The sequence below is a fragment of the Paraeggerthella hongkongensis genome, assembly GCF_003726035.1.
GTDB lineage: Bacteria > Actinomycetota > Coriobacteriia > Coriobacteriales > Eggerthellaceae > Paraeggerthella > Paraeggerthella hongkongensis.
Genome location: NZ_QICD01000004.1, coordinates 114,983 through 128,599 on the forward strand (window position 1 = coordinate 114,983; position 13,617 = coordinate 128,599).

A 13,617-nucleotide genomic window follows, 5' to 3' on the forward strand; every position below is an offset into this window, starting at 1 on the left:
GAGGGAAGGATTCCCATGCGCTTTATATCGTGGAACGTGAACGGCTTGCGCGCCGTGCAGAAGAAGGGCTTCGAGGACATCGTGTCCGAGATTGACGCCGACATCGTGGCTTTGCAGGAAACGAAGCTGCAGGAGGGCCAGGCAACGCTCGACCTGCCGCAGTACCGCGAGTATTGGAGCTATGCGGAGAAAAAGGGCTATTCCGGCACCGCCGTGTTTTGCAAGCAGCAGCCCATGCAGGTCCTGCATGGCGTGGGATTCCCGCATCTGGACACCGAAGGCCGCGTGGTCGCTCTGGAGTTTCCGAAATTTTGGTTCGTTGACGTGTACACGCCCAACGCCCAAAACGAGCTGGCGCGCATCGGCCATCGTATGGAATGGGACGACGCGTTCCGTGATTTCTGCAAGGGGCTTGAAGAGGGCGTGCTGCCCGCCGGCGTTCCCGTGCAGCGACCCGCGCCTGGCGAGGGGCATGTGACGATCTCCGAGCTGCCGTTGACGCAGCCGGGCGAGACGGCCGACCCGAAACCCGTTGTCATGTGCGGGGACCTTAACGTTGCCCACCAGGAGATCGATCTCAAGAACCCTGGCCCCAACCGCGGCAAGGCAGGTTTTTCGGACGAAGAGCGCGGGAAGTTCACCGAACTGCTTGATGCGGGGTTCGTCGATACGTTCCGCTATCTGCATCCCGATATGACCGGGGCTTACTCGTGGTGGAGCTACCGCTTCAAGGCGCGGCAGACCAACGCGGGGTGGCGCATCGACTACTTCTTGGTGAGCGATGCGCTGGCGCCCAGCATCGAAAGCGCGTGCATATACGACGAAGTGCACGGCAGCGATCATTGCCCTGTAGGCTTGGAACTGAGCTTTGGCTGACGGTTCGCGTGAAGGCCGCTTGCGCAAGCGGCCTTCTTTCCCGCATTCGCCTGTGCGAGCGCTGCTCGTGCGCCTTGCGTCATGGGCGCGCGGCGAGGCGGTGCTGTGCATAGCCGCTTTATGCGCGGCGGTTTCGGCGTTGTTCGTTCCCCCTGATGCGATCTGGGCGTCCTATTTCGACGTGCGCGTGCTGGTTTTGCTGTTCTGCCTGATGGCGACCGTTGCCGGATGTCGGGCAAGCGGCTTGTTCGATGCGCTGGCTAAGGCGCTGCTGCAAGGCGACCGTTCGTTTTGCGTGGTCGCGTTGACGCTGGTCATGCTGCCGTTCTTTGCGTCTATGCTGGTGACGAACGATGTGGCGCTGCTGGCGTTCGTTCCGTTTGCGGTGCTGGTGCTGACTCACGCTGGGCGCATAGGCTCCCTTGCTTGGGTGGTGGTGCTTCAGGCGGTCGCAGCCAACTTGGGCGGCATGGCCACGCCTGTGGGCAATCCTCAGAATCTGTACTTGTTCATGCGCTACGAACTTGACCTTGCGGAGTTCGCGGGCCTGCTGCTTCCCTACGTTGCGCTTTCGCTGGTCGTGCTGGCCGCGGCGGCGTTGGCGTCGGGCAGAGGGCGCACGTGCGTGGCGGTGCCTTTGGCGTCGGAGGGCATTCGCTTGAAGCGCGCGGCCCTGCATGCGGCGCTGTTCGGGCTGTGCTTGCTGTCGGTGGCGCGCGTGATCGAGCCGCTCGTCTTGCTGCCGGTCGTTCTTGTTGCGCTCGCGCTGTTCGATCGCCGCATGTTCCGTGCCGTCGATTACGGGCTTCTGCTGACGTTCGCGTGCTTTTTCGTGTTCGCGGGGAATATGGGCCGCATCGAGCAGGTTCGGGATTTGTTCGAATGGCTGATGCAGCAGAACGCTTTGCTGACCTCGGTGGCGGCAAGCCAGGTTATCAGCAACGTTCCGGCTGCCGTGCTGCTTTCCGAGTTCACGGGCGACTGGCAGAGCCTGCTTTTGGGCGTGGATATCGGGGGCTTGGGCACGCCGGTCGCATCGCTTGCCAGCCTGATTGCGCTGCGGCTGTACTTGCATGCGGAAGGCGCGGCAATCGGGAAGTTCATGATGACGTTTGCCGTGGTGAATGTGACGTTTCTTGCGCTGCTGCTTGCTCTGCGGGCGTGCATGCTATGATGCTTTGACGCAACGACGAAGGAAAGTTGGGTATGGATAGAGCGAAAATCGAGCAGGGCGTGCGGCTGATCTTGGAAGGCATGGGGGAAGACCCCGATAGGGAGGGCCTTGTCAAAACGCCGGAGCGCGTGGCTAAAATGTACGAAGAAGTGTTCTCTGGTTTGGCGGAGGATCCTTCCGAGCATTTTGAAACAACGTTTGACGAGCACCATGAGGAAATGATCCTCGTGCGCGACATACCGTTCTATTCCATGTGCGAGCACCATCTTGTTCCGTTTTTCGGCCTGGCGCATGTTGCCTACATCCCTGCGGCCGACGGGCGCATTTGCGGCCTGTCCAAGCTCGCGCGCTTGGTGGACGTGTTCGCGAAACGTCCGCAGGTGCAGGAGCGCTTGACCTCCCAAGTGGCGGACACTCTTATAGAGGAGCTGCATCCGCAGGGGGTTATCGTGGTGCTCGAGGCGGAGCACATGTGCATGAGCATGCGCGGCGTGAAAAAACCGGGGACGCGCACGATGACGAGCGCCGTTCGCGGCGCTTTCGAGAAAAGCCAGGCCACGCGGGCCGAGGCTATGTCGCTTATATTCGCTCGTCGCGATTAGCGGCGCGGCGCGTTGCGCCGACTGGGTGTTTCATGTGAAACATGGCGGTGCAGTCGGGTATGATGGAAGTGAACGCGAAGCAGGCGTCAGCGAGAAAGGGACCATCCAATGAAGTGCGTAGTTTCCGTTTTGGGCAAGGATCGCAGCGGCATCGTTGCCAAGGTATCGATGGCTCTTGCCGAGTGCGGCGCGAACATCGACGACATCAGCCAAACCATCTTGGACGATATTTTCTCCATGACGATGCTGACCACGCTTGACACCGAGGTCGCCGACTTCAACTGCGTGCAGGAGAAGCTGGAAGCCGTTGGGCAGGATCTTGGCGTGCAGATCATCATCCAGCGCGAGGACGTTTTCCAGTTCATGTACAAGATTTAACCTTAACGCCCGTTGAATGCCTGATCAACGATAGCCCGCCGAATGCGGGCTATCGTTGATATTTGGGGCGAAGTTGCTTGTTTGTCGAGTCCGTTTGCCGAATACGATGCAGGTGACCTATGAACCGTACGCATGAAAAAGGCCTCAAGGCGCTTCGCTTGGCAAGCGCCCTGCTTCTGATCATCGCCTTGCTGGGTCTTGCCAGCTCCTTTGTCTTGCTTTTCAACATCGACGCCATTCTTCAGGATCCGGAAAATATCCGGCAGTTGTTCGACGGCCAGGCCGTAGACAGAGAGACGGTCATTCTGTTCGTGGCCACGGTTTCGAGCGTGGGCATTGCAGAGTCTTTGCTGCAGACGTTCGCAGCGATGGTGGGCTTTCGCGTGTCGCGCGGGAAGGGACACGCGGAAACGTGCCAGGTGCTTGGGTTGGCCCTGGTGGGAGCTGCTGTCGTCTCTTCGCTGGCCACGGGTTTGCTTTCGGTGGTGTCCTTTCAGAGCCTCGTGTCGTTCGCCGCATCCGTTCTCTTGCCGATTCTGTACTACGCGGCGGCTCGTCGTGCCACTACGGAAACGTTTTGGCAGGGCATCAAAGAGGATGAGCCTTCCGAAAAAAGCGCTACCGACGAAGCGGGTTCTCCGCCTTGCCTGCTTCCTCGTTCGTATCGCCTTGCCGGTCGGCTGTTCCCTTTGGACGGCGATTCTCCGGCCGATGTCGTCATCGTGAGGAAGAGCTCCGCCGATGCCGACGAGATCGGATACGGCTTGAACGGTTTGTCGGCAAAGGAGATCCGGCATTGCCATGCCGACGCGCTGCAGTCGAAGGTGGTCGGGACGATGTTCCTGCCGGTCGACATGCTTCCCGCCGATTTGGAGGTTCAAGCTGAAGGGCCTTTGCAAGCTGCGTACGTTCTTGAGCGGGAAAGGCTCGTGTTCTTGAGCGACGATCCGCTCTTCCCTGCGCTGTTCGAGCGCTACGTTGGCCAGCAATCGTTTGAAAAGCCTGGACCTGCGGCTGTTTTGCTTGAGTTTTTGCGTTTCACCATAGGGGACGCCGCCGCAACGCTCGACGAGACGCTCGAGCGCTTGGACAGGCTTGAGGAGAACACGTCGGAGGAAGTGAACGAAATACCGAAGGATTTCGAGGAGTTCGTCATGTCGCTGCGACGCTCCCTTCGGGCGACGCTGCGCTTCTACAAGCAATACGCCCATATGAATCTTTCCATAGCTGCTGCGCGAAGCGAGGTTCTTTCCGAGGATGATCGGGCGTTGTTCGCCATGCTGGCCGATCAGGCCCAGCATCTTGCCGACGATACGCAAGATCTGCTGGACTATGCGCTCCAGATCAAGAATCTGTACCAATCGAAAATAGACGTGCGGCAAAACAAGGTCATGCAAATCCTCACCGTGGTCACTTCCATTTTCATGCCTTTGACGTTGATAACGGGATGGTACGGCATGAACTTCAAGTTCATGCCCGAGCTCAACTGGAGCATGTCTTATTTCGTGGTGATCGCGGTTGCTGTCGTGATCGTGACCGTAGAGATCATCGTCTTCAAGCGCAACAAGTGGTTTTGATCTAAGAAAGCTGTTCGGGGGAGCCGCGCTAGAGCGGCGCAGATCGCGCGCCCGATTCGGAGAGGACAGGACCGCTGCAAAATCCGTCCTCTCCGAATCGGGCGCGCTCAAGGCTTGTTGCGCGCTCTCTTTGGATTACGCGTCCGATCTGCCGTCTTCGCTCATGATGCCTTCGGCGACCATGTAGCCTCCGACGAAAGCCAGCCCCAGATCAGCATACATTCCCGTGAGCGGTTTCCCTGCAGGGTTTCCCTCTCCCGAAGAGCCGCCTGCGGTGTGCCACCCGGCGTACAAGCCGGGGATCGTTTCGCCCCTTGTGTTCACTACCTGCATTTGAGGCGTGACGCGCAAGCCTGTCTTCGAGCCGAATACATGGCCTCCCAGTTTCGCGCCGTAGAATGGGGGCTCGTCGATGGCGATCATCCACTCGGGCGGGTATTTGTACGTTTCTACGTAATCCTCGCCCTTGGCGCATGCCTCGTTCCATTGCTTCACCGAGCTTACCAGTACGCCTTGCTTCAATTCGAGCTTTGCCTCCAGCTCTTCGATGGTGTCGCATTTGAAAACGGCGCCTCCGTCGATCATCTGCTGAAATCCGGTATGCCAATCGCGCAACCATTCGGGTACGCGGTCTATGTATGGGTCGTCGGGCGCGACGATCTTCGCTTTTCGGCAGATGACCTGGCCGAAAAAGTTGTCTTTCACCAACTGGTCGAATTTCGAGTCGAAGCAGCAGTACGTTTTGCCTCCGGGCTGGTTCATTTCGATGGCGGCCGTGTCGCATAGGCCTGCCGACGAGGGGGCGGCGTTAGTGTTGTACGGATAGCTGGTTGCCGACGTGGATATGAACGGCACGCGTTGGCCGTCGCGGTTAATGCGCAGCCAAGGTTGCCGCAGTGCCTGGTTGCCGTCTTTGTTGATGTGCGAGTCCATTAGAGTGTCGAACTCATCGTAATCGCGCCACCACACGCCGCCGTCGAAGGCGCCGGTGGAGTCGTACCCGGAAAGGTCCGCTCCTACGCCTTGCCCCATGCGGATGCATTCGCCCGTGCCATTGGGCGGTGTTGCTATGTTCGCGATGCCATGCAGGCATGTGGCTGAATGTTTTGCCATCATGGCGCGGTTCATCTCCATGCCTCCGGCGGTTAAGACGGTTGCTCGTTGCGCGCGAACGAAGCGAGTTTCCTTTGCTTCGGTGACCTTCACGCCGAGCACCGTCGTCCCGTCGAATACGAGCGCATCCACGTTGCAGCCGGTGCGAATTTCAACGCCGGCGTCGCGTGCCGTTTGCTCGAGCAGTTGAAATGGAATGAGGTTGACGTTGATCCCGTTCGTGGGCGTGGACATGCCCTCCCATTCAAGAAGGCCGTTGCCCGCAGGAGAAGGGTTCATGGGAACCCATTTCGCACCGGCGTGCTCGTTCATCCAGTCAATGCATTTCGGTCCTTCGATGGCCATGGCGCGCAACAGATCGGGATCGCCCGTCATCTGCTGGCAGTCCATAACGAACTCCACGATATTGTTTACATCGTAGGGGTACGAAGGATATGCCCATTTAGCGGCTTCGGCTTGTTTGTGCCCTCCGAAGTTCGAGAACACCGACGAGTGCTTCGAATTGCCTCCCGTTTCTTCGTTCCGCTCCAGCATGAGCACGCGATAGCCCGCTTGGGCTAGGCGGATGGACGCGTTCATGCCGCCTGCGCCCGATCCCACAACTACGATTTCCGTCTCTTCGTCCCACGCTGACGGCGCTTCGACAGGATCGATAGGAGCGGAAGCCGCTTCGAATGCCGCTCGTGCGCTCGAGCTTGGCGAAGAACCGTCTTTTCCTGCGCTACCTTGAGGAGCGCATCCCGCCAAGCCTGCAAGCGCGCCGGCTCCTCCCAAGACGGCGGCTCCTTTCAAAAAGCTTCTGCGGTCAAGTTCCATGGTCGATTCCCCTTTCCCTGCGTTGTTCGGCTCCCCAGCCGAGTTGAAGCGCGCCGTTCGGTTCGCAGCTCGAACGAGTTGCTTTTTGATGCCGGCCGGCGCGTATCGCTATCGTATGCCTGGTTTCTCGCCCGCGTCTGAAGGCTTTTCGCGCAGGGCGAAGGTATTTTTGGGGCGCTATCAAAAACGGGCGAGAGGGTGTAAGATTTTCTTTACACCTGTTCGTCGTTGGACCAAGGAGGGGACACCGATGGATACACGATTCGTGGAAGAATTTTTGGTTTTTGCCGAGGACGCGAATTACTCGGCGGCTGCAAAAAGGCTGTTCATCACGCGTCCGACGTTAACCGAGCATATCCACGCGCTCGAAGAGGAACTTGGATGCTTTCTGGTGGGGAGGTCTCAAGGCAAGGTGGTTTTGACTCCTGAGGGAAAGCAATTCGTGCAGTCGGGAGCGAAACTTTTGGACTTCGTTCGTGTCATGGTGGACGACTATCAAAACATGGCCGACAATCTTTTGACGGTTACGGTTGCCCAGACCAATCTACCCTGGCTGGAGACTATTCTGTACAAGGCGCGTTGTGAAGTGCAGCGTCGTTACCCTATGAAGCGCATCGACATCGTGACCGTTAACGGACCGTGCAGCACGGTCGAGGCGCTTAGAGATGCAACGAACGACATTGTAGTTGCAGGTGCGAAAAGCTATGTTTCCGAGGACGATCGCGGTGCGTACCCCGAGGGCATTCAGGGGTTTCGTTTGGGGTCGGAGGAAATTCGGCTGCTCGTCACGCAGGGGAGCCCGCTGTTTGATCGAGACGTTGTTCGTGCTTGCGACTTGGACGGCATGGCCGTTATGCTGCCTCCCGACATCTATCGGGGCTACATCCGCGACGGGGTGGCGGATCGGTTCCGCTTGCATGGCGCTGACGTTGAGCTGAAAACCATGGGGTTCTCCGATCATTTCGAGTACTTCACCTACAATTTCAACGATAGCATCGGCGTGGTTCCCACGACGCTTGTTCCTCGGTTCGGGCTTGACGAGCGGGAGGAATGCCGCACGTTCGTCTTGGAGGATCTGCCGCTGCGCACCGATTTTTATGCGTTGTACACCGACGATTTCGCTCGCTCTGAAAACGGTTCGCTGCTCGTAGCCGCTATGACCAAGCTGGCTTCTGCATCCGTTCGGTAAAGCCCCTTGCTTCAATGCTACTCTTTTAGTATCATATAAAAATACACGATACCCTCCCCGCATGAGCAAAAAGGAGCACGCGCATGACTCAGGCAACCAAGCATAGCGTCGACGGCGTTGACGTTTCGATCGAATATGCGAACGCATCTGACGCCCCGGTTACCGACGCGGAGATTCGCGCCTACATTGATCGCGGCAATTCTCAGCACCCGAACAGCACCGTAACCAGCCTTGATCTTGAGGTCAACGGTCAGGATGTGGGCATTCGCTATGGACTGGCGCCCGTTCCGTTCGATCGGATCCGCCGCATTACCGGATACTTGGTAGGCACCATGGACCGCTGGAACGACGCGAAGTCTTCCGAAGAGCACGACCGCGTGAAGCATGGCATTTCGCGCGATGAGCGTTCGTTCGCATGCGCTAACGGCTGCTAGCGACTTCGCATCACGCCGCGCGTTCGGGGTTCCCGGGGCTTCCGGCGGACGAAACATCGTATTCGTTGACGAGTCGCGACGTTTGTCCTCGACTCGTTTCGTATACTAAGCCCATGACCGCGATGAAAGACACCACTGTGAAAACCTCGCAGCCTTCAGACGGCCGAGACCAGCAACGCGAGCCGAGCGGCTCTTCTGAGGACGCGACGGCTCCCGCATGCTTGAGCGGCGATCCTTCGTGCGCCCCCACCGAGCGCATTCTGGAACCCGAAGTGCGGGGGCATCATCGCCGCCGCCGCAAGCTTTTGGAGTTCACGCATTCGTCTACCCGGGCGACCATGCTCATGCTGGCCGCCGCCGTGGCCGCCCTCGTCATTGAGAATACGCCCATCCTCCCGTATTTCGCCGAGTTCTGGCATTCGTTCAACATAGGGTTCTCGCTGGGTGATTTTGCACCTCATCTTACGCTGGAGCATTTCATCAACGACTTTCTCATGGCGATCTTTTTCCTGTTGGTGGGCTTGGAGATCAAGTTCGAAATGACGGCGGGAGAGCTGAAGAACCCTCGCAAGGCGCTGCTTCCCATCGTTGCCGCTGCGGGAGGGGCCGTGCTGCCGGCGCTTGTGTACTTGGCGGTGAACGCCGGCAGCGGCGCGATGCAGGGCTGGGGCGTTCCCATGGCCAACGACATCGCGTTTTGCCTGGGCATCCTTGCCCTTTTGGGAAATCGCATTCCGTCGGGGCTGCGATCGTTTTTGTCTACGCTGACCATTGCCGACGACATGATCGCCATTTTGGTCATCGCCGTGTTCTATACGGCCGATCTGAGCATCGTGTGGCTTGCGGGCGGCTTGGCGCTGTTCGCCGTGCTCATCTTGTTCAATCGCCTGCACATCTACGATCTGCCTCCCTACCTGCTGGTGGGCTTGCTCATGTGGGTGTGCTTCCTCATGTCCGGCGTGCACGCCACCATCGCGGGTGTTTTGCTCGCCCTGGTCATGCCGGCGCGCTCGCAGGTCAAGCTGGATCGCGCGCCAAGCTGGTTCGAGGCTCGTGCCCGCCGCGCCGACGAGCGCTACGACCCAGGCGAGCCCGATATCGTGCAGAAAGAGTACCTGAACGAGCTTAAGGAAATCGGCCGCGTTTCGCGCTTGTCCATCCCGCCCGTCACGCGGCTCGATCATCACCTGCACGTTCCCGTGTACTTCTTCATCCTGCCCCTGTTCGCGTTCTCGAACGCCAGCGTGGTGCTGGTGGGAATGGACCCGATGGCCATCATTGCGAACCCCGTGACCATCGGCGTGTTCTGCGGCTTGCTGTTCGGTAAACCGCTGGGAATTTTCCTGGCAACGTGGATCACGGTGAAGCTGAAGCTGTCCGATCTTCCGCGCGGCGTGAACTGGGGTCACATCGTTGGCGTGTCGGTTCTGGGCGGTGTGGGGTTCACCATGGCCATCTTCGTGACGAACCTGGCGTTCGTCGACGCCGCCACCATCGGCGTGGCGAAAGCGGCCATTCTGGCGGCGTCGCTCATTGCGGGCATCGCGGGCTTTCTGGTGCTGCGCAAGGTCACCGACGAGGCTGAGGCTGAATTCGAGGTGGAGGGGGCGTAGCGCGCGGCCCGTGCGCGCCCAGCGCCCCTTTTGGCGTTTGCCCTGCGGTTGCGGCGCGCGATGCGCTTACTTCGCAACGATGGTCGGTTTTGCCGGCTCGGGCAGTTCCGCGGTGCAGTGGGCGCAGCGGGTTGCCCCTTCCGCCACTTCTTCCAGGCAATACGGGCAGTGCGGAGCCTTCGTTTCCTCGACGGTCTTTCCACGTTTCGCAAACGATTGCATCTTGTTCAGCCCCTTCACGATAAGGAACACCACTAGCGCGATTATCAGGAACTGGATGACCGCGCCTATGAAGTTTCCGTATGCGATGGCCGAATCCCCGGCGCCCAGGGGGATGAACAGCTTCATGTCGGAGAAGTTGACGCCGCCGATGAATGCGGACACGATGGGCATGATAAGGTCTTGCACCACGGAGTTGACGATGGCGGTGAATGCGGTGCCGATAACCACCGCTACGGCAAGATCCATCACGTTGCCCCTGTTGATGAACTCTTTGAATTCCTCCAAGAACTTCTTCACGGCCGTCCTTTCTGCTTAAAAGCGGTAGCTTGCGTGACGCTTCCAAGCGCCTTTCGTCAGTATAGAGGGGTCGTGCTAGAATGCCATGGTTGTAGCAACAATGAAGCAGGTCCGAAACCTTTTCGGATAGTCACGGATGGAGGCGCCATGACGCGGGTTTACTCGTATACCAAGCCGATCGAGGCCGATATGGTGGATGCGTTTTGCGTGCTTCAGAAGGGGTTCACCGATCAGTTCGTGTACTACTGCAAGGATCGGCCGATTCGTTTCATGGGGTTGGGCCGCTGCATTGCGCTGCCGTCGCTGGCCGACGTGGAGTGCGATCTTGAGGGCCCCGTAGCGCAGCAGCCCGTGTTCTTTTCCTTCAACCGCTTTGATGCCGATAATCCGTCGCCTACCGACGAGCTGTTCGAAGCGTTTCCCCGTTTGCGGTTCATGTTGCCGGAAATCGTGCTGATCGAAACCGAAGAGGGCGTGCACGTGCAGGTCAATTCGCTCGGGCCCGTGTATGCCGGGCGCGTCGAGCGATTCGAGCGACAGGCTCTTTCGGCCCCCAAGCGCCGTCGCGAAACCATTCCCTATCGCGTGGAGCCCGATTCGCGCGAGGCGTGGCGCGACGCCGTGGGCGCCGGCCTGGCCGCTATCGAGTGCGGACGCGTGGACAAGGTGGTGCTGTCTCGTCGGCAAAAACTGGTTGCCGATCGCCCCTTTTCGTCCAAGGATCTGCTGGTCAACCTTATCGACGGCCAGGCTCGCGGCACGGTGTTGCTGTATCGCTACGCCGACGTGTTCTTTTGCGGCTGTACGCCCGAGCTGCTCGTGCGCAAGCGCGGTGCCGAAGTGGAGAGCATGTGCCTGGCGGGCACGTGTCCGGCCGGCGCGACCGAAAAGGAGCGCGGCTCCTTGGCCGACGAGTTGATGCGCGATTCGAAGAATCGCGCGGAGCACGACTACGTGGTTCAGTTTATCCGCGAAGTGTTCCGCCGCACGTGCTACGACGTGGACGTGCCCGACCGGCCTGGCATTCTCTCGCTTACGCATGTGCAGCACCTGTTCACGCCTGCGCGCGCCCGTATGCTCGAGGGCGTTGACCTGTGGACGATGATGGGGGATCTGCATCCTACGCCGGCCGTGGCGGGGACGCCGGTGGGCGAAGCGCAGATGCTCATTCGTCGTATCGAGGCGTACAACCGCGGGTTTTTCGCGGGTGCGTGCGGGTACGTGGACGGAGCCGGCGATGGAGAGTTTTCCGTTGCTTTGCGCACGGGCGTGTTCGACGGCGAGATCGGCTGGGTGTACGCCGGTTGCGGCATTGTTGCCGGTAGCGATGCCGATGACGAGTACGATGAGATAGGCATGAAGCTGAAAACCGTGTTGAGCGCATTCGAAGGGAGCGAACTATGAGCGGGGCGATGGGGCGGGATGAGACAAAGGGACGGGGTCAATGTCTCATTACCTCTCGTAATGAGACATTGACCCCGTCCCTTTGTCTCATCCAGGCTTGCTCAACCGGCTCCTTTTTGGGGGCGTTTTTCGACGAGCTGACGCGTTGGGGCGTCCGCGACGTGGTGGTGAGCCCCGGATCTCGTTCTACGCCGCTGTCGATGACCGCGTACGAGCTGTCGCGCCGCGCGCCCGAGCGCATGCGGGTGTTCGTGGATGTGGACGAACGGGGCGCTGCGTTTTTCGCCCTTGGGTTGGCGAAGGCCAGCGGCCGCCCTGCGGCGGTCATCTGCACGTCGGGGTCGGCGGTGGCGAACTACTATCCCGCCGTCCTTGAGGCGGAGTCGTCGCGCGTGCCGCTGATCGTCTTGACGGGCGACCGTCCGCCTCGTTTGCAGGGGTTGGGCGCGCCGCAAACGTGCGACCAGCTCAACGCATACGGCAATCATGTTCGTGCGTTCAGGCAGATGCCCCTGCCCTCCGCCGACCCAGCGGCCGTGAGCTTCGTCCGCCAGGCGGCGCGCGAAGCGTGCATCGCGTCTCTGGGCGAAGGGATGCTTCCCGATGGCAGCTCCCGATTGGCGGCAGCATGTTGGGGCGGTCCCGTGCACCTCAACTTTCCGTTCGACGAACCGCTCAAACCCGACCTTTCTGGGGAGGGGGTGTTTGACGCCGGCAGATCTTCGTCAGAAGCGTTTGGGGTCATGCGTCCGCGTGCATCGTTTGGCATGCAAGATGCCGCACTCGTTTCTTCGTTGCTTGCCAACCGCCGTACGCTCGTGTTGGCAGGGGAAGGCTCGTGCGCGACGGAGTTCGAGGCGCGCAAGGTGCTTGCGTGGGCCGAGGCGTTCGATCTCCCTGTTTTGGCAGATCCGCTTTCCGGTCTGCGCTGCTTTGCGGACAACGCGGTGATCGACAACTACGATTCTCTGTTCGGTGTTGGCGGGTCGGTTCCTGAAGAGCGTGCTCCGCAGGCGGTTATCCGCTTCGGACGTTTTCCGGTGTCGAAGAAGACGACGCAAATGGTGGCGTCGCTTCGTCCGATGCAGATTGTCGTCGATCCGCTTGAGACGCGCGATTGCAATGCGGCCACTGATCTGTTCGTGCGTTGCAAGCCGGTCGAGTTCGCCGGGTCGTTGCGCGTGGCTTGCGACCTGGGAACGGTCGACCATGAGCCTTCGGAACGGCAGCGGGATTTCGCAGGCGCGTGGAAAGCCGCGAACGATGCGGCGCGAACCCGCTTGATCGCGGCTGATTCTGTGGAGGCGGGCTTCGAAGGTGCGTTCGTGCGGCGCGTCGTGGAACTTGCGCCTGTCGGGTCGTGCTTGTTCGCAGCCAACTCCATGAGCGTGCGCGCCGTTGACACGTTCTGTCTCAAGGGCGGCAAGTCTTTGACGGTGCTATGCAACCGCGGGTTGAACGGCATCGACGGCACGGTGTCCACGGCGCTGGGCGCCGCTCAATCGTTCGCTCAAACCACGCTGCTCACGGGCGATCTCACCCTGCTGCACGACGTGAACGCCCTTGCCCTGCAGCGCGAGCTGCGCGTTCAAGCGGCGCAGGGCGGCGGTTCGCGCAGCGTCGTGATCGTGCTGCTCAACAACAACGGCGGCGGCATCTTCGACATGCTGCCCCAGAAGTCCGACGAGGACTACTTCGAGCGGCTGTTCCTCACTCCGCAAGACGTCGATTTTGCTGCCGCTGCGCAAGCGTTTCGCGTACCCTATCGACGTGCCGAGACCGTTTCTCAGTTCGATGAAGCGTACCGGGCGTGTCTTGGCGTTCCGGGCATCAGCCTGATCGAGGTTCCGGTTCCTCTGGAAGGCCTGCGGGAGCGATATGCACCGTATTGGAATCTTTCCTAATGGGAGCCGATGCGCGTG

General features: G+C 59.9%; 12 protein-coding genes. 10 read left to right on the top strand and 2 right to left on the bottom strand.

From position 1 onward, the window contains the following. Nucleotides 1–15: 15 nt before the first annotated feature. From DMP08_RS03845 to DMP08_RS03865, 5 genes are all read left to right on the top strand, one after another. Nucleotides 16–876 carry an exodeoxyribonuclease III gene (locus tag DMP08_RS03845; protein ID WP_123191653.1) on the top strand — a complete coding sequence of 287 codons (861 nt, stop codon included), beginning with the start codon at nt 16–18 and terminating at the stop codon, nt 874–876. Next, nucleotides 869–2,050: an SLC13 family permease gene (locus DMP08_RS03850; protein WP_211328379.1), complete on the top strand. Its 1,182-nt coding sequence runs from the start codon at nt 869–871 to the stop codon at nt 2,048–2,050. The genes DMP08_RS03845 and DMP08_RS03850 overlap by 8 nt, the downstream gene beginning before the upstream one ends. 32 nt (nt 2,051–2,082) lie before the next feature. Next, a complete protein-coding gene (gene folE / locus DMP08_RS03855) occupies nt 2,083–2,652 on the top strand; it encodes a GTP cyclohydrolase I FolE (protein WP_123191654.1) in 570 nt (189 codons plus the stop codon). A gap of 108 nt (nt 2,653–2,760) precedes the next feature. After that, entirely contained in the window at nt 2,761–3,030 is a 270-nt protein-coding gene (locus DMP08_RS03860) for an ACT domain-containing protein (RefSeq protein ID WP_123191655.1), read from the top strand. 119 nt (nt 3,031–3,149) lie between these two features. Beyond that, nucleotides 3,150–4,607, top strand: coding sequence for a CorA family divalent cation transporter (locus DMP08_RS03865; RefSeq protein ID WP_123191656.1), 1,458 nt, complete (start codon nt 3,150–3,152; stop codon nt 4,605–4,607). Between the two features lie 135 nt (nt 4,608–4,742). Here DMP08_RS03865 and DMP08_RS03870 read toward each other — a convergent pair whose 3' ends face one another. After that, the gene (locus DMP08_RS03870) at nt 4,743–6,536 is read right to left on the bottom strand and encodes an FAD-dependent oxidoreductase (protein ID WP_123191657.1); all 1,794 of its coding nucleotides are present in this window, start codon (nt 6,534–6,536) and stop codon (nt 4,743–4,745) included. A gap of 250 nt (nt 6,537–6,786) precedes the next feature. Here DMP08_RS03870 and DMP08_RS03875 point away from each other — a divergent pair, with 250 nt between their 5' ends. The 3 genes from DMP08_RS03875 (at nt 6,787) to nhaA (ending at nt 9,772) form a co-directional block, all read left to right on the top strand. Next, nucleotides 6,787–7,725, top strand: coding sequence for a LysR family transcriptional regulator (locus DMP08_RS03875; RefSeq protein WP_123191658.1), 939 nt, complete (start codon nt 6,787–6,789; stop codon nt 7,723–7,725). An 83-nt stretch (nt 7,726–7,808) separates the two neighbouring features. Continuing rightward, the gene (nrdD, locus tag DMP08_RS03880) at nt 7,809–8,159 is read left to right on the top strand and encodes an anaerobic ribonucleoside-triphosphate reductase (protein ID WP_123191659.1); all 351 of its coding nucleotides are present in this window, start codon (nt 7,809–7,811) and stop codon (nt 8,157–8,159) included. Between the two features lie 137 nt (nt 8,160–8,296). After that, nucleotides 8,297–9,772, top strand: coding sequence for a Na+/H+ antiporter NhaA (gene nhaA, locus DMP08_RS03885; RefSeq protein ID WP_244596779.1), 1,476 nt, complete (start codon nt 8,297–8,299; stop codon nt 9,770–9,772). Nucleotides 9,773–9,838: 66 nt separating this feature from the next. Here nhaA and mscL read toward each other — a convergent pair whose 3' ends face one another. Next, nucleotides 9,839–10,291 carry a large conductance mechanosensitive channel protein MscL gene (mscL, locus tag DMP08_RS03890; RefSeq protein WP_114566406.1) on the bottom strand — a complete coding sequence of 151 codons (453 nt, stop codon included), beginning with the start codon at nt 10,289–10,291 and terminating at the stop codon, nt 9,839–9,841. Nucleotides 10,292–10,438: 147 nt separating this feature from the next. Between mscL and DMP08_RS03895 the strand changes: the two genes are divergently transcribed. Further along, entirely contained in the window at nt 10,439–11,695 is a 1,257-nt protein-coding gene (locus DMP08_RS03895; protein WP_123191661.1) for an isochorismate synthase, read from the top strand. A gap of 68 nt (nt 11,696–11,763) precedes the next feature. After that, nucleotides 11,764–13,599, top strand: a complete 1,836-nt coding sequence (gene menD, locus DMP08_RS03900; protein WP_244596780.1) for a 2-succinyl-5-enolpyruvyl-6-hydroxy-3-cyclohexene-1-carboxylic-acid synthase — start codon at nt 11,764–11,766, stop codon at nt 13,597–13,599. The last annotated feature ends 18 nt before the right edge of the window (nt 13,600–13,617 follow it).

Bases quoted from the DNA above. Each gene is read 5' to 3' on its own strand.
- DMP08_RS03845 (WP_123191653.1), top strand. From the start codon at position 16: ATGCGCTTTATATCGTGGAACGTGAACGGCTTGCGCGCCGTGCAGAAG.
- folE (WP_123191654.1), top strand. From the start codon at position 2,083: ATGGATAGAGCGAAAATCGAGCAGGGCGTGCGGCTGATCTTGGAAGGC.
- DMP08_RS03860 (WP_123191655.1), top strand. From the start codon at position 2,761: ATGAAGTGCGTAGTTTCCGTTTTGGGCAAGGATCGCAGCGGCATCGTT.
- DMP08_RS03865 (WP_123191656.1), top strand. From the start codon at position 3,150: ATGAACCGTACGCATGAAAAAGGCCTCAAGGCGCTTCGCTTGGCAAGC.
- DMP08_RS03870 (WP_123191657.1), bottom strand. From the start codon at position 6,536: ATGGAACTTGACCGCAGAAGCTTTTTGAAAGGAGCCGCCGTCTTGGGA.
- DMP08_RS03875 (WP_123191658.1), top strand. From the start codon at position 6,787: ATGGATACACGATTCGTGGAAGAATTTTTGGTTTTTGCCGAGGACGCG.
- nrdD (WP_123191659.1), top strand. From the start codon at position 7,809: ATGACTCAGGCAACCAAGCATAGCGTCGACGGCGTTGACGTTTCGATC.
- DMP08_RS03895 (WP_123191661.1), top strand. From the start codon at position 10,439: ATGACGCGGGTTTACTCGTATACCAAGCCGATCGAGGCCGATATGGTG.